Source organism: Microvirga arvi (assembly GCF_016892765.1).
GTDB classification, from domain to species: Bacteria; Pseudomonadota; Alphaproteobacteria; order Rhizobiales; family Beijerinckiaceae; genus Microvirga; species Microvirga arvi.
This window is the reverse complement of sequence record NZ_JAFEMD010000025.1, coordinates 38,103-59,312: the sequence shown is the minus strand read 5'-3', so window position 1 is coordinate 59,312 and position 21,210 is coordinate 38,103. Positions and strand designations below refer to the sequence as shown.

The 21,210-nt window shown below is 64.2% G+C and carries 21 protein-coding genes; 7 read left to right on the top strand and 14 right to left on the bottom strand.

The window, feature by feature from the left end:
• Positions 1 to 6 precede the first annotated feature (6 nt).
• On the bottom strand, positions 7 to 867 hold the full coding sequence (locus ILT44_RS16615; protein ID WP_204240719.1) for a DUF3108 domain-containing protein: 861 nt from the start codon (positions 865 to 867) through the stop codon (positions 7 to 9).
• 235 nt (positions 868 to 1,102) lie between these two features.
• Here ILT44_RS16615 and rpmB point away from each other — a divergent pair, with 235 nt between their 5' ends.
• A complete protein-coding gene (rpmB, locus tag ILT44_RS16610) occupies positions 1,103 to 1,393 on the top strand; it encodes a 50S ribosomal protein L28 (protein ID WP_036358230.1) in 291 nt (96 codons plus the stop codon).
• A 94-nt stretch (positions 1,394 to 1,487) separates the two neighbouring features.
• Positions 1,488 to 2,111 (top strand): queuosine precursor transporter, encoded by a 624-nt coding sequence (locus ILT44_RS16605; RefSeq protein ID WP_204240718.1) that lies wholly within the window; start codon positions 1,488 to 1,490, stop codon positions 2,109 to 2,111.
• A gap of 26 nt (positions 2,112 to 2,137) precedes the next feature.
• Here ILT44_RS16605 and ILT44_RS16600 read toward each other — a convergent pair whose 3' ends face one another.
• The 8 genes from ILT44_RS16600 to ILT44_RS16565 form a co-directional block, all read right to left on the bottom strand.
• Positions 2,138 to 2,887 carry a proteasome-type protease gene (locus tag ILT44_RS16600; protein WP_204240717.1) on the bottom strand — a complete coding sequence of 250 codons (750 nt, stop codon included), beginning with the start codon at positions 2,885 to 2,887 and terminating at the stop codon, positions 2,138 to 2,140.
• Positions 2,888 to 2,940: 53 nt separating this feature from the next.
• Positions 2,941 to 3,759, bottom strand: a complete 819-nt coding sequence (locus tag ILT44_RS16595) for a transglutaminase family protein (RefSeq protein WP_204240716.1) — start codon at positions 3,757 to 3,759, stop codon at positions 2,941 to 2,943.
• Positions 3,760 to 3,762: 3 nt separating this feature from the next.
• The gene (locus ILT44_RS16590; RefSeq protein ID WP_204240715.1) at positions 3,763 to 4,707 is read right to left on the bottom strand and encodes an alpha-E domain-containing protein; all 945 of its coding nucleotides are present in this window, start codon (positions 4,705 to 4,707) and stop codon (positions 3,763 to 3,765) included.
• Between the two features lie 16 nt (positions 4,708 to 4,723).
• Complete coding sequence (locus ILT44_RS16585) at positions 4,724 to 6,121, bottom strand: circularly permuted type 2 ATP-grasp protein (RefSeq protein ID WP_204240744.1); 1,398 nt, start codon at positions 6,119 to 6,121, stop codon at positions 4,724 to 4,726.
• Positions 6,122 to 6,327: 206 nt separating this feature from the next.
• Complete coding sequence (locus ILT44_RS16580) at positions 6,328 to 7,332, bottom strand: esterase-like activity of phytase family protein (protein ID WP_204240714.1); 1,005 nt, start codon at positions 7,330 to 7,332, stop codon at positions 6,328 to 6,330.
• Positions 7,329 to 9,230: a cobaltochelatase subunit CobT gene (cobT, locus tag ILT44_RS16575; RefSeq protein ID WP_204240713.1), complete on the bottom strand. Its 1,902-nt coding sequence runs from the start codon at positions 9,228 to 9,230 to the stop codon at positions 7,329 to 7,331. Before cobT ends, ILT44_RS16580 begins: the two co-directional genes overlap by 4 nt.
• Positions 9,231 to 9,368: 138 nt before the next feature.
• Positions 9,369 to 10,358 carry a cobaltochelatase subunit CobS gene (gene cobS / locus ILT44_RS16570; protein ID WP_204240712.1) on the bottom strand — a complete coding sequence of 330 codons (990 nt, stop codon included), beginning with the start codon at positions 10,356 to 10,358 and terminating at the stop codon, positions 9,369 to 9,371.
• A 116-nt stretch (positions 10,359 to 10,474) separates the two neighbouring features.
• Positions 10,475 to 11,104 (bottom strand): J domain-containing protein, encoded by a 630-nt coding sequence (locus ILT44_RS16565; protein ID WP_204240711.1) that lies wholly within the window; start codon positions 11,102 to 11,104, stop codon positions 10,475 to 10,477.
• Positions 11,105 to 11,193: 89 nt separating this feature from the next.
• Between ILT44_RS16565 and ILT44_RS16560 the strand changes: the two genes are divergently transcribed.
• Positions 11,194 to 11,460 carry a BolA family protein gene (locus tag ILT44_RS16560; RefSeq protein WP_204240710.1) on the top strand — a complete coding sequence of 89 codons (267 nt, stop codon included), beginning with the start codon at positions 11,194 to 11,196 and terminating at the stop codon, positions 11,458 to 11,460.
• A 117-nt stretch (positions 11,461 to 11,577) separates the two neighbouring features.
• On the opposite strand, the gene ILT44_RS16555 is transcribed toward ILT44_RS16560, so the two are convergent.
• Complete coding sequence (locus ILT44_RS16555; RefSeq protein ID WP_204240709.1) at positions 11,578 to 12,744, bottom strand: acetyl-CoA acetyltransferase; 1,167 nt, start codon at positions 12,742 to 12,744, stop codon at positions 11,578 to 11,580.
• Positions 12,745 to 12,903: 159 nt separating this feature from the next.
• Here ILT44_RS16555 and ILT44_RS16550 point away from each other — a divergent pair, with 159 nt between their 5' ends.
• The gene (locus ILT44_RS16550; protein ID WP_204240708.1) at positions 12,904 to 13,482 is read left to right on the top strand and encodes an LOG family protein; all 579 of its coding nucleotides are present in this window, start codon (positions 12,904 to 12,906) and stop codon (positions 13,480 to 13,482) included.
• A gap of 7 nt (positions 13,483 to 13,489) precedes the next feature.
• Here ILT44_RS16550 and ILT44_RS16545 read toward each other — a convergent pair whose 3' ends face one another.
• Both ILT44_RS16545 and ILT44_RS16540 read right to left on the bottom strand, forming a co-directional pair.
• Positions 13,490 to 14,644: a 2OG-Fe(II) oxygenase gene (locus ILT44_RS16545; protein ID WP_204240707.1), complete on the bottom strand. Its 1,155-nt coding sequence runs from the start codon at positions 14,642 to 14,644 to the stop codon at positions 13,490 to 13,492.
• Between the two features lie 69 nt (positions 14,645 to 14,713).
• Complete coding sequence (locus tag ILT44_RS16540) at positions 14,714 to 15,613, bottom strand: EamA family transporter (RefSeq protein WP_204240706.1); 900 nt, start codon at positions 15,611 to 15,613, stop codon at positions 14,714 to 14,716.
• Positions 15,614 to 15,820: 207 nt separating this feature from the next.
• On the opposite strand from ILT44_RS16540, the gene ILT44_RS16535 reads away from it, so the two are divergent.
• From ILT44_RS16535 to ILT44_RS16525, 3 genes are all read left to right on the top strand, one after another.
• On the top strand, positions 15,821 to 17,206 hold the full coding sequence (locus ILT44_RS16535) for a D-alanyl-D-alanine carboxypeptidase family protein (protein WP_204240705.1): 1,386 nt from the start codon (positions 15,821 to 15,823) through the stop codon (positions 17,204 to 17,206).
• Positions 17,207 to 17,324: 118 nt separating this feature from the next.
• Complete coding sequence (locus ILT44_RS16530; RefSeq protein WP_204240704.1) at positions 17,325 to 18,230, top strand: DMT family transporter; 906 nt, start codon at positions 17,325 to 17,327, stop codon at positions 18,228 to 18,230.
• Between the two features lie 5 nt (positions 18,231 to 18,235).
• A complete protein-coding gene (locus ILT44_RS16525; RefSeq protein WP_204240703.1) occupies positions 18,236 to 19,375 on the top strand; it encodes a CobW family GTP-binding protein in 1,140 nt (379 codons plus the stop codon).
• Between the two features lie 226 nt (positions 19,376 to 19,601).
• Here ILT44_RS16525 and ILT44_RS16520 read toward each other — a convergent pair whose 3' ends face one another.
• The gene (locus tag ILT44_RS16520) at positions 19,602 to 20,369 is read right to left on the bottom strand and encodes an ABC transporter permease (RefSeq protein WP_204240702.1); all 768 of its coding nucleotides are present in this window, start codon (positions 20,367 to 20,369) and stop codon (positions 19,602 to 19,604) included.
• A gap of 8 nt (positions 20,370 to 20,377) precedes the next feature.
• The gene (locus tag ILT44_RS16515; RefSeq protein ID WP_372441173.1) at positions 20,378 to 21,169 is read right to left on the bottom strand and encodes an ABC transporter ATP-binding protein; all 792 of its coding nucleotides are present in this window, start codon (positions 21,167 to 21,169) and stop codon (positions 20,378 to 20,380) included.
• Positions 21,170 to 21,210: the final 41 nt, after the last annotated feature.

Sequence of the window (21,210 nt, the reverse complement as noted above, 5' to 3'; positions counted from 1 at the left end):
CGAGGTTTATTGGACCGTTCCCGCCGCGATGGCCTCGTCGGCCCTCACCGCCTTGCGCGTGGGCGAGGATGGCTTTCCGTCGCCTTCCACCGACCAGAGAGACGCCTGCATCTCGCCGATGCCGATCATGGTGCGGACCGAGACCTTCAAGGGGAAGAGCAGGCGCGGCCCCTCGATGGGGGCAAGCCACACGGACATATCCCGGTTGTCCTGCATGAACTTGGTGGCCGGGCGCTCGCTCCTGTGACCGGAGATCGGCACGTAACGGGCATTGCAGACGAGGACCGGCCCGGAATAGCCGGGGATCTCGGCATTCTTCGTCTCCGCGTAGGTAAGGACGACGTTCATGCGGGAGGCGCCGTCGAAGACGGGGATGGTCCGGTTGCAGTTGTCCGGGTCGGTCAGGCTCTTCGAGTCCAAGGCCGGCATGAGCAATGCGCTCATCGGATCGACGACGCCCCGCTTGTCGGCGGGCTTGACCGGAACCCGGTCGGGCTTGGGCTCAAGCGGCGGATCGATCTCAACCTCGGCCACCCGGCCGCCCTTCAGCCCCATGCGGACGCTGCGCTGGTTGTCGGAGGTCTTCGACACCACCGCGAATTTCGTCGAGCGCGGCTCCGCTCCCGCGAGAGAGCCGGACGCGCTTGCCTCGCCCTTGCCGCCCGTCAGGAGCATGGCAAGGCCGGTCAGCTTCGCGTTTCCCTGCATCTCGTATTTCGGCCCGCTGAAGGACGAGGACAGGTTTGCCTTCCCCAGGGGCAGGCCCGCAAGGGAGAGATCGTAAGTCACCCTGAGGGTCTGGGCTTGGGCGAGCGAAGCCGTTCCTGCAAAGGCCAAGGTTGCGACAGCTGAGGCGATGAGGCGCATAAGGGCACTTCCGTTAGTCTATTCTGTTGCATCGCACGAGATTCAGAATAAATGATGACCATGGTGCCGTAAAAAAACGAGGTGCGGCGTCGCACTATTCTTGACGCACACCCCTTTTTTGGCCTATAGGCTCGCACCTTCCAAGGACTTCTGGTGTCCGGCCGCGTGGGATCTGCGATGAGGCAAACCCGCGAGATCGAGGTCGTGACCCTCACTAGACGATAGGATTGAGACCATGTCGCGCCGTTGCGAACTGACCGGCAAGGCCGTGCTGAGTGGCCACCTGGTGAGCCACTCGAACCGCAAGACGAAGCGGAAGTTCCTGCCGAACCTCTGCAACGTCACGCTCCAGTCTGACGCTCTGCAGCGCTCCTTCCGCCTGCGCGTCACTGCCAATGCGCTCCGCTCGGTTGAGCATCGCGGCGGCCTTGACGCCTTCCTGGCCAAGGCCAAGGCTGAGGAGCTCTCCACTACCGCCCTGGCGGTGAAGCGCGAGCTCGAGAAGAAGCTCGCCGCTGCGAGCTGATCTCGGATCGCCGGAGAATTGGCTTTGCGGGCGGCTCGGTGCCGCCCGTTTTGCGTTGTATAAGGCTTGACCATATGCCCGGAAGAGATCGCTCATGACCCAGATCGACCGCCGCGACTTCCTCATTGCTCTTACCGCAATGACCCTGGTCGTCCTCTCGTCGAATATCCTGGTCCAGCATCCCTTCCAGCATCTGGGCCTGGGCGACTATCTGACCTGGGGCGCCTTCAGCTATCCGTTCTCGTTCCTGGTCACCGACCTGTCGAACCGCCGGTTCGGGACGCAGGGCGCCCGTCGTGTGGTCTATGTCGGCTTCGTGCTGGCCGTGGCGCTCTCGGTCGTCCTGGCCACGCCCCGCATCGCCATCGCCTCGGGCACGGCCTTCCTGGTCGCTCAGCTTCTCGACATCAGCATCTTCGCTCGCCTGCGCAACAAGGCCTGGTGGATGCCGCCCTTCATTTCCTCGGTGATCTCGTCGGGGCTCGACACGGCGATCTTCTTCTCGTTCGCCTTCTATTGCGGCACCGTGCCGGGATTCGGCTTCACGATCAGCGAGATGCTGGGCCGGACGGGGATTGTGGACGCGTGCGTCGCCCTGCCATGGGTCAACCTTGCCATTGCCGACTATCTGGTGAAGCTGGCCCTCGCCGCCATCTCGATTGCGCCCTACGGGGCCGTCCTGGCGCTCATGCGTCCGCGGCTGCAGCGGGCCGCCTGAGATCAGGCAGCCCTCCCCTTCATGACTCAGAGAGCCTCATCCACATAGGGAGGATGGGGAATGGCCTGATGCGCTGCGCGCAGGGCTGCCGACCAGCGCTCGCGCAGGTCGCGGAAATAGGGCTCGTCCTCCTGGATGCGGTAGCTCACGCTGGCCTTGAGGGCATCGCGCTTGGCCATGACGATGTCGATCGGCAGGCCGACGCCGAGATTGGATTTCAGCGTCGAGTCCATGGAGATGAGGCCGAGCTTCAGGGCCTCGACGAGACTGGTGTCGTGGGAGATCGCCCGATCCAGGATCGGCTTGCCGTATTTCGGCTCTCCGATCTGCAGGAAGGGCGTATCGGTGGTCGCCTCGATGGCATTGCCGGCGGCATAGATCTGGTAGAGCCGCATTTGACCCTGACGGATCTGCCCCCCAAGCAGCATGGTGACATCGAAGGCCATGCTGCGCTTTTCCATCTCGACCCCATCCATCTCGTAGACCTGACGGATGGCACGCCCGACGAGCTGAGCCGCCTTGAACATGCTGGGGACCGTCAGAAGCGTCTCCAGCTCGCCGGTCTCAGAGTTTTCGATCCCGTCCGAGAGCAGCGACATGACGGACTGGCTTGCCGAGAGATTGCCGGCGGTGGCCAGGGTGATGAGCCGCTCCCCCGGCTTCTCGAACAGATGAAGCTTGCGGAAGGTCGCGATGTTGTCGACGCCTGCGTTGGTGCGCGTGTCGGCGATCATGACAAGACCATCCTGCACGAGGATGCCGACACAATACGTCATGGGGGTTCCTCCGGGGGCCTTCTGGTCGAGTTGCTGCAGTGTCGAGGGCATTCTCACGCCTGTACTTGACGGGCGCTTTCAATCCTCAAACGAACGTCGAGCGCTTCACGGGTGATCCCGTAATAGCTTCCTCGAACCGGGGCTGCATCAAGATAATCGAGCCCGAAGGCCAGCCGGACGTAGTGTTCCGTTGCGGAAACAGCATTGGTCGGGTCGAAACTCACCCAGCCGAGATCCGGGATATAGGCCTCGACCCAGGCATGGCCCGCCTCCTGCTCGATCTCGCCCGGCTTGTGCAGATAGCCGGAGACATAGCGCGCTGGAATCTTCAAGAAGCGCGCCGACGCCAGGAAGACATGGGTGAAGTCCTGACAGACGCCATGGCCCGCCGCAAAGGCATCCGCCCCTATGGTCGTGGCGTTCGTGGCTTGCGTATCGAAGCGCAGACGCTCGGGGATCGCGTTCAGGAGCGCATGGGCCTGATCGAGAGAATTCGTGAAGCGACCTGCCGTCATCTCTGCGAACTCCCGGATGGCGGCATCGGGCCGGGTCAGGGGTGTTTCCCGGAGATAAAAGATTTCAGGAAAGCGCTCGACTCCGCCTTGCACGACGCCGGCCGTGTCCGTCGTCTCGACTTCGCCCGCGACCCTCAAGGTGATCCGGCTGACCGGACCGGGCACGGACAAACTGTGGATAATGTTGCCGTACCAGTCCTCTTGGCGCATGAGGCGCGCTTCGCCGTCCAGATCGATATTCCAGGACAGGACCGTCTGGCTGTCATAGCCACGGGGCGTAAGGCGCAGGAGCTGGATCGCAGATCTTGCGGGCTCGCTGTAGTTGTAGACCGTCTCATGGGTGATGCGGATGCGCATGGGTCAGCACAGATACTGGTTCGTGATGGCGAGACTGAGTCGGTTGTTGTCCGCCAGGAATTCCTGAAGAAACTCATGCAGCCCGTGCTGGAAGATATCCTCGATGTTCCGGTTCGTCAGCCGGGCATGGGTTGCCCGCGCCTGGCGCTGCGCTGCGCCTGACGTGCCGTAGCGATGCGAGAGATCATCGAGATGCCGCGAGAGCGCACCATAGCAGGCAGCCAGCGACCGGGGCATCTCCTCGCGCAGGATCAGGAGATCCGCCACGAGCCATGGCCTCAGGTTCTGGTGATAGACCCACTGGTAGCTGACCAGCGCCGAGACCGAGCGGAGAATGGCGGCCCATTGATAATAGTCGATGCCGCCGCCTACAGGTGCGTCCTGCGGCAGGAGCACGTGATACTTCACGTCGAGCACCCGGGCCGTGTTGTCCGCCCGCTCGATATAGAGGCCCAGCCGCGAGAACCAGTAGGCGTCGTTGCGCAGCATGGTCCGCATGGCCGAACCGTCGTAGCGGAGCGAAGCCTCCTTCACGAGATTCAGGAACCGCGGCAGATCCTCGACCTTGATCTTCCTGGCCTTGTAGCGGCGCAGATCGAGCCAGGCGGAGTTGATCGCCTCCCACATCTCCGACGTCAGAGCAGAGCGGACGGAGCGAGCATTGTGACGTGCGGTGTCGAAGCTGTTCTGGATGCTCGAGGCATTCGCTTCTGAGAAGGCCAGAAACTCGATCACGTTCTCAGGCGTCACCTCACCATAGGCCGCACGGAACTGATCGATCCCGCCGGCCGTGATCAGGGCCGACTCCCACTCGTTGGTCTCCACATCGTTGTAGGAGATCGGCATCGACGCCATGCGATAGGCGACATCGAGGATGCGGGCCGTGTTCTCCGCCCGCTCCACATAGCGCGAGAGCCAGAAGAGGCTGTCCGCATCACGACTCAGCACGAGAAGCGCTCCCTGCTCATTCGCTCAACACCCAGGTATCCTTGGTTCCGCCACCCTGGCTCGAATTCACCACGAGGGAGCCTTCCGTCAGCGCCACGCGGGTGAGCCCGCCCGGTACGAGCCTGACGCCGTCGCGCCCGGTGAGAACGAAGGGGCGCAGATCCACATGGCGCGGCGCCAACCCCTTCTCCGTGAAGATGGGGCTCGTCGAAAGGGCAAGCGTCGGCTGCGCGATGTAGTTGTCGGGATGGGCCAGGATCCGCGCCTTGAAATGCTCGCAAGTCTCCTTCGTCGCATGCGGCCCCACAAGCATGCCGTAGCCGCCCGAACCATTGACCTCCTTCACGACAAGCTCGTGCAGGTTGTCGAGCACATAGGAGAGCGAGTCCTGCTCGCGGCAGCGCCAGGTCGGCACGTTCTTCAGAATCGGCTCCTCGCCCATGTAGAAGCGCACGATGTCAGGCACGTAGCTGTACATGGCCTTGTCGTCGGCGATTCCCGTTCCAGGCGCATTGGCAATGGCGACGTTGCCGGCGCGATAGGCCGCGATGAGCCCCGGCACGCCGAGCGCTGAATCAGGACGGAACACGAGCGGATCGAGAAAGTCGTCGTCGATGCGGCTGTAGACCACGTCGACGCGCTTCGGCCCCTCGGTCGTGCGCATATAGACCATGTCGTCGCGCACGAAGAGATCGCGCCCCTCGACCAGCTCCACCCCCATGCGGTCGGCGAGGAAGCTGTGCTCGTAATAGGCGGAGTTGAGGGAGCCGGGGGTGAGAAGAACGACGGTAGGATCCCAGGGGCTGCTGGCCGGCGCGACGGATTTGAGGGTGCCGAGCAGCTCGTCCACGTAGTTCTCGATGGGCCGGATGCGCTGCATGCCCACGAGCTCGGGAAAGAGCCGCATCATCACCTCCCGGTTCTCCAGCATGTAGGAGACGCCGGACGGCGTGCGCAGGTTGTCCTCCAGCACGTAGAAGTCCTGGTCGTCGACCCGGACGATATCGATGCCGGCGACCTGCACGTAGATGCCGCTGTTGAGCGACAGCCCGTGCATCTGCGGACGGTAATAGGGATTGAGATAGACGAGTTCCGGCGGGATGATCCCGGCGCGCAGGATGTCTCGCGGCCCGTAGATGTCCTTCAGGAAGAGATTGAGCGCCTTGACCCGCTGCTCCAGGCCGCGGGAAAGCCGGCTCCATTCCTGGCCGGAGAGGATGCGCGGGATGATGTCGAAGGGGATGAGTCGCTCTTCGGCTTCTGCATTACCGTAGACGGCAAACGTGATGCCGACCCGGCGGAAGAAGAGTTCCGCCTCCTCGCGGCGGTGTTCCAGCAATTGGGGCGGTGCGGATCTCAGCCAATCCTGGAGGATGCGGTAGGCATCCCGGCTGCGGCCGTCATGGCCGCTCATCTCGTCGAAGATCGCCTGTGCCGCCACCGGATCTCCTTAAGCCTCTTTTAAGCGACCACCCGCTGCAACGATTGGAACCGGGCCCGCAAGACGAAAGCTTAGTTGCCTAAAACCTAGGGCTTCAAGCGAGACGAAGGAATACGCGCAGGCAAAGAATGATGAGAAAAGGGGCAGCTGCCCCTTTCGAAGGCAGTGCCTTCTGCCTCTCAGGCAGCGAGGGCGAATTCCAGCAACAGGGTTCTCTGAAGCGAACTGAAATTGTTGTCGGAGATCAGCGAGAGGACCGTATCGCTCCCTTCACGGTGAACCGCCAGTCCTTCCATGTTGTCGACCTGATGCGAGGCTTCGCTCTCGTAGAGGACATCGCCGTTGACGCTCGCTCCCGGACGGAGGGCAGACGCCTCGACACGGCGCAGGCGGCAGCCAAAGCCTCCGAAAAGCGAGAAGCGGCGCTCGAGAACGAGGGCATCGCCGTCGGGCAGGAAGGCGAGATCGGTGGCGTCATAGCCGCCCGAGGGAGCCATCTGGAAGGTCCCCTGTCGAGACCCGGTGAGAATGAAGCCCCTTCCCCCTTCGGCAAGACCGATGAGGGCTCCGCTCAAAGGTGAACGCTGAGGCGCTATGGCGATCGCCTCCAGCCCTCCATTGCTCGGCAAGTCCTTCAGCTCTTGCGGGACGGCGATCGGAACGCCTCGGACGATGCTGCCCGTGGCGGTGCGCTCGAAGCGGATGACCGCATGGTTGCGCTCGACGCCGACGAACGCGGCATTGCCGGCAAGGGCGAAGCTCTCGGTATCGTAATAGCGCGACCGCCGCATCGGCACGCCGCTGCTCAAGATGAGGGGGGACAGGACCGGGCCGGACAGGCCCGAGAGCCGCCCGTCCGATGTCTCGATCCGGGCTTTCAGGAGCTGCGCATTGTCGGCAAGGGCGATGATCTCCTGCCCATTGCCCGAGCGCCACAGGCCGGAAAAGCCGCCGAAGGCCGAAACCCGCGACCGCAGGTCGATCCCGGACCGGAATTGCAGAGTCCCGAAGCGGGTGCGGTCGGGATCGGTGGTGGAGAGGCGGCTGATCGGCTGCGCCTCCACGTCGATGGCCGTGGCTCCCCTGAAGGCCTGCGGACGCTGCGCCAGGGCAACGCCCGTGCAGGCCAGGGTCGCGGCGGCGGCACCGCCGCCGATCAGCACGTTGCGTCGGGTGAGCCTCAAGCGTGGGCTCTGCGACGGGGAGCTGCGCCGCGGGCCGGCGGCCCCGCATTCTCCTCGAACAGCTCCGCGAGCTTCTCGGTCATGACCCCGCCGAGCTCCTCCGCATCGACGATGGTCACGGCGCGGCGGTAGTAGCGCGTCACGTCGTGCCCGATGCCGATGGCGATGAGCTCCACGGGCGAGCGGGTCTCGATCTCCTCGATGATGAAGCGCAGGTGGCGCTCGAGATAATTGCCGGGATTGACCGACAGGGTCGAGTCGTCCACCGGCGCGCCGTCCGAGATCACCATCAGGATGCGCCGCTGCTCGGGCCGGCCGAGCAGGCGCTTGTGCGCCCAATCCAGGGCCTCGCCGTCGATATTCTCCTTGAGCAGGCCCTCGCGCATCATCAAACCGAGGTTCTTGCGCGCGCGCCGCCAGGGTGCATCCGCAGACTTGTAGATGATGTGGCGCAGATCGTTGAGGCGGCCGGGATTGGCCGGCTTGCCGGCCTGCAGCCACGTCTCGCGGGCCTGCCCGCCCTTCCAGGCGCGGGTGGTGAAGCCGAGAATCTCGACCTTCACGCCGCAGCGCTCGAGCGTCCGGGCCAGGATGTCGGCACAGGTGGCCGCCACCGTGATCGGACGCCCGCGCATGGAGCCGGAATTGTCAAGCAGCAGCGTCACCACCGTGTCGCGGAAGTTCGTGTCCTGCTCCTGCTTGAAGGAGAGCGGCTGGAAGGGGTCCATGATGATGCGCGGCAGGCGCACGGGATCGAGCGTTCCCTCCTCCAGGTCGAACTCCCAGGAGCGGTTCTGCTGCGCCATCAGGCGCCGCTGCAGGCGGTTCGCCAAGCGGCCCACCACGCCCTGAAGATGCGCGAGCTGCTTATCGAGATAGGCGCGCAGGCGCGTCAGCTCGTCCGCATCGCAGAGATCCTCGGCGTGGATGATCTCGTCGAATTTCTGGCTGTAGGTCTTGTAGTCCGGACCACGCGCCTCGTTGGAGCGGGATGGCGGGCGCCAGGATTCGCCGGCATCCTCGGACTCTGCTTCCTCGGATTCCTCGGGCAGCTCGCCGGAGGGACCATCGGCCTCCTCCGCGGAGCCATCCTCCATTTCGTCGCTGGAATCCTCGCTGACCTCCACCTCGGCGCGGTCGCCTTGGGATTCCTGCTCGGATTCACCCTCGCCCTGCTGCTCCTGCTGCTCGGATTCGTTCTCGTCCTCGTTCTCCTCGTCCTCGGAATCCATGGCCGCATCGTCGGCCATGTCGAGGGAAGAGAGCAGGTCACGAACATTGCGCGCGAAGCTGCGCTGGTTCTCGATGTTCTTGAGCAATCCATCGAGATCGCGCCCGGCGCGGTCCTCGATGAAGTCGCGCCAGAGATCGACGATCTTGGCCGCCGACGCGGGCGGCTTTTGCCCCGTCAGGCGCTCGCGCACCATGAGGGCCAGCGCATCCTCGAGCGGCGCATCGGCGCGGTCCGTGACCTCCTCGTACTTGCCGCCGCGATGATAGCGGTCCTCCAGCATCGCCGTGATGTTGGAGGAGATGCCCGCCATGCGGCGGGAGCCGATGGATTCCACGCGCGCCTGCTCGACCGCATCGAACACGGCGCGGGCGGCCTGGCCCTCGGGAGCAAGCCTTCGGTGCAGGGTGGTATCGTGGCAGGCGAGGCGCAGGGCCATGGCATCGGCATTGCCGCGCAGGATCGCCACGTCCTGCGCGGTCAGCCGGCGCGGCGGCTCCGGCAGGCGGGCCTTGTCCTGGCCCATGAGCACCGGGCGGTCGGAGGCGAAGGCGACCTCGAGATCGGGCTTGCGGGCGATCGCCTTCATGGTGCCGGCGATGGAGCGCTTCAGCGGCTCCGCCGGCGCTTCCTTCTTCTCACCTGGCTTGCGGTTCGAGATGGACATCTCACCTCTCCTGACACCCGCCTTTTGTCATCCCCGCGAAGGCGGGGATCCATAAACACAGGTTGGAATCCAGCCTTGCATCGGCAGCGGTTATGGATTCCGGGCTCGGCTGCGCCGCCCCGGAATGACAGGTTCGTCTTACGACAACACCATGTTCACGGCGCTCTCCGGCAGTTCCTTGCCGAAGGAGCGCTGGTAGAACTCGGCCACCAGGGCCCGTTCCAGCTCGTCGCACTTGTTGAGGAAGGTGACGCGGAAGGCGAAGCCCGTGTCGCCGAAGATCTCGGCGTTCTCGGCCCAGGTGATCACCGTGCGCGGGCTCATGACGGTCGAGAGGTCGCCGTTCATGAAGGCGCTGCGGGTGAGATCCGCCACGCGCACCATCTTGTTGACGATGTCGCGGCCCGCCGGATCCTCCTGGTAGTGCCGCGCCTTGGAGAGGACGATGTCCACCTCCTTGTCGTGCGGCAGGTAGTTGAGGGTGGTGACGATGGACCAGCGGTCCATCTGGCCCTGGTTGATCTGCTGCGTGCCGTGATAGAGGCCGGACGTGTCGCCGAGGCCCACCGTGTTGGCGGTGGCGAAGAGGCGGAAAGCCGGATGAGGCCGGATCACGCGCTTCTGGTCGAGAAGGGTGAGCTTGCCCGACTGCTCCAGAACGCGCTGGATCACGAACATCACGTCCGGACGGCCGGCATCGTATTCGTCGAAGACCAGGGCAACATTGTTCTGCAAGGCCCAGGGCAGGATGCCGTCCTGGAAGGCGGTGATCTGCTTGCCCTCCTGGAGCACGATCGCGTCCTTGCCGACAAGGTCGATGCGGGAGACGTGGCTGTCCAGGTTGACGCGCACGCAGGGCCAGTTGAGGCGGGCGGCGACCTGCTCGATATGGGTCGACTTGCCGGTGCCGTGATAGCCCGTGATCATCACGCGGCGGTTGCGCGCGAAGCCCGCGAGGATGGCAAGCGTCGTCTCCCGGTCGAAGAGGTAATCCGGATCGAGGTCGGGAACGTGCTCCTCCGCCTGCGAAAAGGCCGGAACCTCCAGATCCGAGTCGATGCCGAAGACCTGTCGCACGGACACCTTCATGTCAGGCGTAAGCGTCGCTGTCTCGGTATGTGCCGTCATAAGGGGCCTCTTGGTCGCATAGGTGTCGTGAAGGTGTCATGGGCTTCTTAAACCCCATGACGGAATGGCGCAATTTCCTAATCAGCCTATCGGCCCTGCATAAAAGGATATGGTTTTTAGCAGAGTCCGGCACTTTTGAGGGTGTCGTGCGCCTTGATGATGTCGCGCAGGCGCTCCTCGAAGGAGCGGTCGCCGCCATTGGCATCCGGATGGAAGCGTTTCACCAGAGCCTTGTACTGGGCCTTGATGGCCGGCCCGTCCGCCGTCTCGTCGAGGCCGAGGATATCGAGGGCTCGGCGCATGGCACCCGTGTAGCGCGGCCGCTTCGGCTCAGGAGCCGCTCGGCGCGCCCGCGCCTGGGTGAAGTCCTGCCCTCGCAGGACCCCGAGGGGGTCGAGATATTCCCAGTCGCGGGGCTCGGCCTTGGCGGTCTGCCCCTCGGCCTGCCCGGAGGCGTTCACGCCCATGGCCCAGGTCGGGCGGTGGCCGATGATGGCATCCTTCTGGAAGGCCGCCACGGCCGTGTCGGACATGCCCGCGAAATAATTGTACGAGGCGTTGTACTCGCGCACGTGCTGGAGGCAGAAGCGCCAATATTGGCCTTCCCGATCCCGCCCCTTGGGCGCACGATACTCCCCTGCCTGCTTGCAGGAGGGATGGTCGCAGACAGGCCCCTTGGTCTCCTGCGGCTCCTCGCAGGAGGACTTGATGCGGATGCGGTCGAAAAGAGGCGAGTTGAGATCCATGATTCAGCGATTATGAGTGTCTTGAGGCTTTGCGCCAAGGCCTGAGAGCTTTTGGCCGCAGACCCGTTCAAAAAGGTTTACGAATCAGAATGACCCTCACCCACTGGATCACAAAGACATTGCAGGAGAGCCTGCAGCCGACCGAACTGACCGTCACCGACGAATCAGAGAAGCATCACGGCCATGCGGGATGGCGGGAGGGCGGTGAAACTCACTTCCACATTTATATCGTATCGGAGGCCTTCTCCGGCAAGAGCCGGATCGAACGTCACCGCCTCGTGAACGGTACGTTGAAAGGCGCCTTCGACAGGGGGCTGCACGCCTTGGCCATCCAGGCCAAGGCGCCGGGAGAGTAGAGAAAACCACTGAAGCCGTCATGGCCGGGCTTGTCCCGGCCATCTCGATTGGAAAGGTGCTACCCCTCCCTGATCGGGATCACCGGCACACGGCCGGTGATGACAAGGAATGTCTCGCTATTTGATCCGCTCAAGCACGCTGACGTAGTTCGCCACGGCCGCGCCGCCCATGTTGAAGATGCCGCCCAGCACCGGGTTCTTCACCTGGATTCCGCCGGCCTCCTCGCAGAGCTGCATGGCGGAGAGCGCATGCATGGACACGCCGGTGGCGCCGATCGGGTGCCCCTTGGCCTTGAGGCCGCCGGAGGGGTTCACCGGCAGCTTGCCGTCGCGGTTCGTCCAGCCTTCCTTGACGGCGACCGCCCCCTGGCCGGGAGGGGTCAGGCCCATAGCCTCGTATTCGATGAGTTCGGCAATGGTGAAGCAGTCGTGGGTCTCGACGAAGGAGAGATCGGACAGCTGAATGCCGGCCTGCGACAGGGCCCGCCGCCAAGCTTCCGCGCAGCCTTCGAACTGGACGATGTCGCGCTTCGACATCGGCAGGAAATCCTGCGCATGGGCCGTGGCGCGGAAGGCGACCGCGCGCTTCATCCGCAGCGCCGTCTCCGTGTCAGCCAGCACCAGGGCCGCGGCGCCGTCGGAGACCAGCGAGCAATCGGTGCGCTTCAGGGGACCGGCGACGTAAGGGTTCTTGTCGCTCTCGGCGCGGCAGAAATCGAAGCCGAGGTCCTTGCGCATCTGCGCATAGGGATTGTCGACGCCGTTCCTGTGGTTCTTGGCGGCGATCAGCGCCAGGGCATCGGACTGGTCGCCATGGCGCTGAAAGTAAGTGCCTGCGATCTTGCCGAACACGCCGGCAAAGCCGCCCGGCGTATCGCCATCCTCGGGAAGATAGGAAGCCTTGAGCAGGTTCTGGCCGATCTCGGCTCCGGGCGTGCGGGTCATCTGCTCGACGCCCACCACCAGCACCGTCTTGGCGCGCTTGGCCTCGATGGTCTTGATGGCCTGATGCACGGCGGCCGAGCCCGTGGCGCACGCATTCTCGACCCGGGTCGCCGGCTTGAAGCGGAACTTGTCGCTGGCCTGGAACACCAGGGAGGCGGTGAAATCCTGCGGAGAGAAGCCGGCATTGAAGTGGCCGAGCACCACCTCGTCCACATCCTCGGGACCGATGCCGGCATGCTCCAGCGCCTCGTTGGTCACGCGGACGATCAGGCTCTCGACAGTCTCGGCATCGAGCTTGCCGAAGGGGGTATGGGCCCAGCCGACGATGCAGGCGGTCATTGGATGTCTCCTCAAGGATTGGGTTGTTGAGGCACAAGGTGGCCCTCTTTCGGTCATTCAGCAAGTCGGGCAAACGGTGCACAGGCCTGCGTCCAGGTCTTGAGCTTGGGCCCCGTCCTGTCGTTCATCGATGGGCAACCGAATCAGGAAGGACACGTCATGCGCCTGTGCGTTTTCTGCGGCTCCAATGCCGGCCAGGATCCCGTCTACTTCGAAACGGCGCAGGCCTTGGGCAAAACGCTGGCCACCAGCGGAATCGACCTCGTCTATGGCGGCGCCTCCGTCGGCCTCATGGGCGCCGTGGCCGATGCGGCTCTGGCAAGAGGCGGCCATGTGATCGGCGTGATGCCCCAGGCGCTGGTGGACAAGGAAATCGCCCATCGGGGTTTGAGCGAGCTGCGGGTGGTGGGCTCGATGCACGAGCGCAAGGCCCTGATGGCGGAGCTTGCCGACGGCTTCATCGCCCTCCCCGGAGGCTTGGGCACCTTCGAGGAGCTGTTCGAGGTCTGGACCTGGGCCCAGCTCGGCTATCACCGCAAGCCCTGCGCATTGCTCAATGCGGGCGGCTTCTACGACAAGCTGACCGATTTCCTGGACGACGTGGTCGAGCGCGGCTTCGTGAAGCCGATCCACCGCGCCATGCTGATCGTCGAGAACGAGCCTGCCGCCCTCATCAAAGCCATCCAGGCCTACGAGCCGCCGAAGGTCGACAAGTGGATCAAGGCGGGCGAGCGCTGATCGGATCTCAAGCCCTGTAAGCGCCTACACCCTCGCCAAGTTTGGCATTGTTCGCCTCGCGCACCTTCGCAGCCTCCTCGTCATAGAGGAAGGGCAGGAACGCGAAGCGGCGGCCCTTCGTGACTTTGGAGACCGCGTGCAGCAGCGGACAGGAGAACACTACGGCGCCGCCGGGCGGCGCCTTGTAGCTGCGCGGGCCGTATTCCGGGAAGCTGACCTCGCCGCCTTCGAAATCGCTGTTGAGGTTGATCGAGACCGCAAAGCGGCGGTGAGCCGTGCCGCTCGTCGTGTTGTCCCGGTGAGCACGGAAATGCCCGCCGTCCTCCGCCGCGTAGCAGGAGACGATGTAGCGCTCCATGCGGGACGGCTTGAAGAAATGCACCCGCTCGATTTCGGGATTGATGCGGCGGATGATGCGGTGCTGCACCTGCCGGATCAGGTTCGGATCGCTGATCGTGTAGTCCTTGCGCCGCTTGTGGTTCGGGTCGTGAGCTGCGACGGTCTTGCCGTCGACCTCGCGCATGAAGCCCGATTCCTCGCCGCCATGCTGTTCGTAAAGGCTGATCAGGTGACGGCAGAACTCGGGCTCGAACACGTCCGGAATGACGAGGACGGGAGCCGGGAGTTCGAACCCTGCATAATGGCTGACGGGCGGCAGCTCACGAAGATAGGCCATCACCCTCTCGCGGTCGCTGCCATCCTCCTCGAACGGGAAGATCGCCCGCACGCGCAAGGATGGATTGAGCACCATCCAGAAGCGACGGATCGGGACCGGGCCCTGCCCGGGCTGAACGTTGCGCGGCAAGGCCCCGTAAAGCCGTCCGACCGTGCCGTCGAAATCCCAGAAGTGGCGGATGCCGGGAACGATCTGCCTGGCCCGATTGTCCGATTGGTCGGACGGATCGACGCTGACGCCGAAGAGCGCGATCTTTTCATCGTCGAAGAGGGAACGGTGCTCGTCCTGAAATGAAGCGAGGGTTGCACGACCCGTTTCGTCCGATCCCATGCCGTAGAAACACAGAACGATGTACCGGCCTGCAACTGTGTCGAAGCTGAAGTTCGGATTGCTGGTCGAGTTCTGTTTGAACCACGGAACCGGATCGCCCACCTGGAGCACGCGATAGGCGGGTTGCACGGATTCAGGAGCAGCGGCGTCGGTCATCGGGGATCCAGGATACGTTCACGATTTATGTAACGTTGTTCGTTATCACGCAGCTGCCGCAGGGACAAGTTAACGTTGCGATATCAGCAGCAGGGCAACTCCTCCGAGGATCAACAGCATTCCGGTGAGTTCACGCTTGGTGGTGGCCTGCGCCAGGAAGCGGTGCGACACGGCCTGCGCCATCAATACCTCCACCAAGGCCAGAGTTCGCACATTGGCTGCGGTGGTCAGCGCAAAACCAATGAACCAGAACTGCGACGCGAGCGCACCGAGGAAGCCTGCTCCCAGGGACGGGCGCCACGCCGCGAAGCTCGCGAACAATGCCTTCCGGTCGAAGAAGCCGAGCCAAAGCAGGAGGATGGCGGTTTGCAGCCCCAGGCCCCAGACCAGGGTCGTGGAGGCCCGGATGAGGGGGGAGCCCTCGTCAAGGGACAGGATTGCGCCGCGAAAGCCGATGGCTGCCAGGGCGAAGAAGGCGCCCGAGGCGAGACCGAAGAGAACCGGCCTCAGGCCGAAGGAGGCCAGGCTGGTGCCCGGCTTGACCGACATGAGCAGAACGCCTGCGGTCGCCACCGCGATGGCCAGGGCCATGGCCGGGGTGAGCGGGTCGCCTAAGAGCACAAGCCCGAACAGGGCCACCTGCACCGGTTCGGTCTTGGTATAGGCGGTGACCACCGAGAAGGCGCGCTCCCGCATGGCCGAGAGCATGAGGGCGGTGGCGAGGATCTGGGTGACGGCGCCCATGAGGGCATAGGCAAAGAAGGTGGCGTTCGGCCCCGGCACGACCTCGCCCGTGGCAAGGCTCATCACGGCCAAGGCCAGCAGCGCGAAGGGAAAGCCGTACAGGAAACGGACCTGGGTCGCACCCACGGTTCCGATGGTTTCCGTCAGGCGGCGCTGGGTGGCATTACGGCCCGTCTGCGCCGCCGCGGCCGCCAAGGTTACTGGAATCCAGAGGAGGGCACCCATGATCGTCCTTCAACCGCTCTTCGCTTGTAGACCGCGCTTCTCTTGCCACTCTCTTGCCACGGAATTTGTTAAGAAGGGGAGTTTAAGCAAGCAACAAACCGCCCGACCTAGCCAAGGCCAAGGTTTGGGACTAAAAATAGCCCAGCTGACAGGCGGGGCTTGATCCATCCTCTCCTATCGTCGAACGAAGCCAAGGAGTCGTTCCGCATGAACGTTAGCCGAGCCCTCCGCGTGACAGCCTTTGCCCTCGCCGCCCTGATGGGCGGTTCGGCCCTGGCCGCCGGCGGCCCTGCTCTTGTCGTTGAAGTCGAATCCGGCCGCGTGCTGCACGCGGAGAGGGCGACCGACCCCTGGTTTCCTGCTTCCATCACCAAGCTGATGACCGCCTATGTCGCCCTCGACAAGGTGCGCTCCGGCCAGTTGAGCATGGAGACGCTGCTCATCGTGTCCGACGGTGCTGCCGCGCTGCCCCCGTCCAAGATGGGCTTCAAGCCCGGGACGGAGATCCGGCTCGACAACGCCCTCAAGATCATGATGGTCAAGTCGGCCAACGACATCGCCGCGACCATTGCGGAGAATATCGGCGGCTCGATTGATGGCTTCGCGGAGCTGATGAATGCCCATGCCCAGAGGCTCGGGATGGTCAGCAGCCGGTTCGCCAACCCCCACGGACTGCCCGACGAGCGCAATCAGACCACGGCCCGCGACATGGCGATCCTGGCCCGTGCGCTTCTGCGGGAATTCCCGGACCACGCGAACCTTTTCGACATCGGCGCCGTCCAGTTCGGCCGCCGCATCATGCGCAACACCAATGGGCTCATCGGCCGCTATCCCGGCGCCGACGGCATGAAGACCGGCTTCATCTGCTCGTCGGGCTTCAATGTAGTGGCGAGCGCCACCCGCAACGGTCGCCATCTGGTTACGGTCGTGCTCGGGGCACCTTCCGCCAACGAGCGCACCATCAAGGCGGCCGAGCTGTTCGACCGCGGCTTCAACAGCAAAGTGAACTTCACCAATCCGGAACTCGCGGCCCTGCCGGTCTCAGCCAATGCCACGCCGCCGGACATGCGTCCCGTCATCTGCGACCGCCGCGGACCGATGCCGCAGGAAGAGGACGCCCCGGCCGTTGCCGAGACGGACAGCAACATTCCGAACCTCTTCTCCTCCGAAGTGATGGCGTTTGCAGGGGATGCCGCTTCGAAGCCGGCCCGCACCGTGCTCGGCCCCCGCGCCGCCGTACAGCCGGAGCGTGTCTGGATCGGCCTGAATCCGCCGTCCGAGGCTGAACTTGCCGCCCAGGCTGCCGCGGAAGCCGCCGCCGAGCAAGCTCGCAAGACCAAGAAGGCGGCGGCTCCCAAGAAGGGCAAGGCCGTGGCCAAGCAGACCGATGACGAGACATCGGACGAAGCCAACGCGACCGAGAAGGAGCCCGCGAAGGCTGCGGCCAAAGGCAAGTCTCAGCCGCGCGTCAGCGTCACCGTCAAGCCGGTGACAGGCACTGCAAAGCCGGCAGCAAAGCCCGCCGCGGACACCAAGGCCAAGCCTCCGCAGAAGGCTGATGCGGCCGCAAAGCCCAAATCCGTCGCGAACTGATCCAATAGGCAATCGCCTCTCCGTAACGCCCGGTCTCATCAACCGGGCGTTTTTCTTGCCCCTTGCATTTCCTGCCTAACCGGGTGAACGGTTCAGGCCTCGTCCTCCAAGTCCCGTCATGAATCGCTCCTCTCCCGCCAGCGGCCTGCTTTTCGCCCTCGTCTCGGCAAGTCTCTACGGCTTCAACATCGTCTATGCGCGCATGGCCTCATTCGCCGGCGCGAGCGGGTCGGCCATTGTCGTCTACCGGGTGTTCCTGATGCTGGTCCTGGTGGGCATCGTCGCCGCTGCGACGAGGAGTTCGCTCAAAGCGGCGCGGGAGGAGCGCGGCACCCTGCTGCTGCTCGGCGTCGCCACAGCCTTCGTGGGCATCTGCTATCTCTCGTCGGTCGCCTTCATCCCAGTCACCGTGGCGGCGGTGGTGTTCTACACCTTTCCGATCCTGATCGTGCTCGCGAGTCCCTTCGTCGAGGGCACGAAGCTCACGCCGGCCTTGCTGGGCGTCGTGGCCATAGCGTCTCTCGGCGTGGCCTTGGTGGTGGGCCCGGCCTTCGGCGACCTCGACTGGCGGGGCCTCGCCCTGGCTTTCGGCGCGAGCATCGCCACGGCGATCCAGTTCTTCGCGGCCGCGCGCTGCCGCAGGACCGGCGTCATGGCCAAGACCTTCTGGATCCATCTGCTCGTGCTGCCCACCGCAGCGCTCATCAGCCTGGCGGCCGGCCAGCTCGCCCCTCCCTCCACTTTGGCCGTCGCTCCCTTCGCCGTCGCTCTGACGATCGGCGGCTACATCTTCGGCTTCGTGCTGCAGTTCCTGGCGCTCGGGCGCATCACGGCGGTGGCAGCCGGCATCATCTACTGTACCGAGCCGGTGGTGGCCGCCATCTCCTCGGCTCTCATCCTGGATGAGGTCCTGTCTCCCTTGCAGATTGCAGGCGGCGCCCTTGTGCTGGGCGCCATCATTGCCAACGTTGTGCTGGAGCAGCGCCGCCTGAAGGATGCGCCCCTGGTGCCGATTGCGGATTGAACGAGATGACAAACACCCCGATGACTCCTCCCGCCCCTCTTCCACTCACCATCCTCACCGGGTTCCTGGGATCGGGCAAAACCACCCTGCTCAACCGGCTCCTGAAGGATCCGGCGCTGCAGGACAGTGTGGTCATCATGAACGAGTTCGGCGAGATCGGCCTCGATCACCTGCTGGTGGAGAAAGTTGACGAAGGCATGGTGCTGCTCTCCGCCGGCTGCCTCTGCTGCACTGTGCGCGGCGATCTCATCGCGACCCTCGAAGACCTGCTGCGCAAGCGCGACAACGGCCGGATCCTGCCGTTCCGGCGCGTGATCATCGAGACCACGGGTCTTGCCGATCCGGCGCCGATCCTGCACGCGGTTCTCTACCATCCCTATCTTTCCATGCGCTATGCGGTCGAAGGGGTGGTGACGGTGGTCGATGCCGTCAACGGAGCCGCTACCCTCGACGCCCATCGCGAGGCCGTGAAGCAGGCGGCGGTGGCGGAGCGTCTCGTCATCACGAAGACCGATCTCGTGAGCGATGAGGCAAGGCTGCTGGAGCTCCGGGAAAGGCTTCATCAGCTCAATCCCGGCGCAACGCTTCTGGACGCGAATGCGCCGGCCGAGGCCGTCATTGCCGGCGGCCTCTTCGGTCTCGATGGCAAGGTCGCCGACGTAGCCGAATGGTTGAAGACGGAAGCGGTGGAGGAGGCTGAGAGGCGAAGCCATGCGCATCAGCACGGACACCACCAGCACGACCACGATCATGGACATCACCATGACGTGAACCGGCACGACGAGCGCATTCGCGCCTTCTGCCTCACGAGCGACCAGCCGATCCGACAGGGCACGCTCGACATGTTCCTCGATCTTCTGCGCTCGTCGCAAGGCGCGAAGCTACTGCGCGTGAAAGGCCTCGTGGCTCTGGCAGAAGACCCGGAGCACCCGGTCGTCATCCACGGCGTGCAGCACGTGATCCACGTGCCCGCCGTGCTGCCGCGCTGGCCCAGCGAAGACAGGCGAAGCCGCATCGTCTTCATCGTGGACGATCTGGAGCGCGAGACGGTGGAGAAGCTCTGGAACGCTTTTCTCGGAAAGCCGGCCGTCGATCAGCCCGATGCAGCGGCACTCTCCGACAATCCTCTGTCGTTGAGGCGGTAGGCGGGTCTTTCACAGAGCGAGGAAGCGGGCCGTTCTTCCCTCCCCCTTGCGGGGAGGGACTGAGGGTGGGGATAGGAAAGTCGGAGCACTGCATTTTATCCAGAGAGTACGAAGGCTGCTACGGCGCTTGGCTGGTCCTCTTACTCACCCGGTCGCTCCACCCCCACCCCTGCCCCTCCCCGCAAGGGGGAGGGGAACACGCGCTCTGTTCCGAGAGAATTATACCTCAAGCCGCCATCTGCGAGCGCTGCGCCCATCCGGTCATGGAACGCTCCGCATAAGCCGTAATCGCATACATGATCACGCCGAGCACGGCGAGCACCACGAGGGCGGCCCAGACGAGCGGGACCTCGAAGGCGGCCGAGGCACGGGTGAGCAGGTTGCCGATGCCGACATTCGACGCGTTCTGCTCGCCGATGACCGAGCCCACATAGGCGAGCGTGATCGCCACCTTCAAGCTGCCGAAGAAATAGGGCATCGCGCGCGGCACGCCGACCTTGAACACGATGTCGCGTTTGGACGCGCCGAGCGCGCGCAGCACGTCCTCCATCTCCGGCTCGACGGTCGCAATGCCGGTGGCGACATTCACCACGATGGGAAAGAACGAGATCAGGAAGGCCGTCATCACCGGCGGCACCCAGCCGACGCCGAACCAGAACACGAGGATCGGCACCACGGCCACCTTCGGGATCGAGTTGAAGCCCACGAGCAGCGGGTAGGTGCCCGCATTGATGAGCCGTGACGAACCGAGCACCATCCCGAGCAGCAGACCGAACCCGACAGCCAGACCGAAGCCCGCCAGCGTCATCCAGAGGGTATGCATGGCATGGTAGGCGAGCTGGTTGCGGTATTCCCACACGGCCCAGAGGATCGTGGAGGGTGCGGGCAGGATGAAGCTCGAAATCTTCAGGACGTGACAGAAGATCTCCCACAGGGCGAAAAAGGCGATGGTGAAGACCCACGGCGCAAGGGCGAGCTTGTTCTTGGTTTTCATCACGTGCCTCAAGCAGCCTGGCGCGCCTGCGCGATGTGGCTGCGCAATTCGTGGACGAGGCTGGAGAATTCCGGCGTGTAGGTGATCTCGATATCGCGAGGCCTTGGGAATTCCACCTCGCGCTCGGCGACAATGCGCCCTGGCCGCGCGCTCATGCAGAAGATGCGGTCCGAAAGGAAGGCCGCCTCGCGCAGGTCATGGGTGACGAGGATGATCGTCACCTTCTGCGCCGCATGCAGATCGTGCATCACGCACCACAATTCCTCACGGGTGAAGCTGTCGAGCGCACCGAAGGGTTCATCGAGCATCAGGAGCTTGGGTTCGTGGATGAGCGCACGGCAGAGGGAAGCCCGCTGCTGCATGCCGCCGGACAATTGCCATGGGAACTTGTCGCCCTGCCCCTTCAGGCCCACCTGAGCGAGCAGCCTTTCCGCCTTGGCGACATACTCCGCTTTGTGCCGCCGCAGCCGGGAGCGGTGCGGCTCCACGATCTCGAGCGGCAGGAGAATGTTGTCGCGGGTGGTGCGCCAAGGCAGCATGGTCGGGTTCTGAAAAGCCATGCCGGCGAGCTTCACAGGAGCGCCCACCTCCCTGCCGTCGACGATGACGGTTCCTTCCCGGGGAAACTGCAATCCGGTGGCAAGCTTCATCAGGGTGGACTTGCCGCAGCCCGAGGGGCCGACGATGGCGGCGAACTCGCCCTCGTTCACCTTGAGATTGAGGTTCTGGACCGCCGGCAAGCCATCCTCGACCCGCGCGTAGACGTGGGTCACGTCGTGAATATCGACAAAAGCAGACAAGGGCCGCTCCGTGATTACATCCTCCCCTTGAGGGGGAGGAT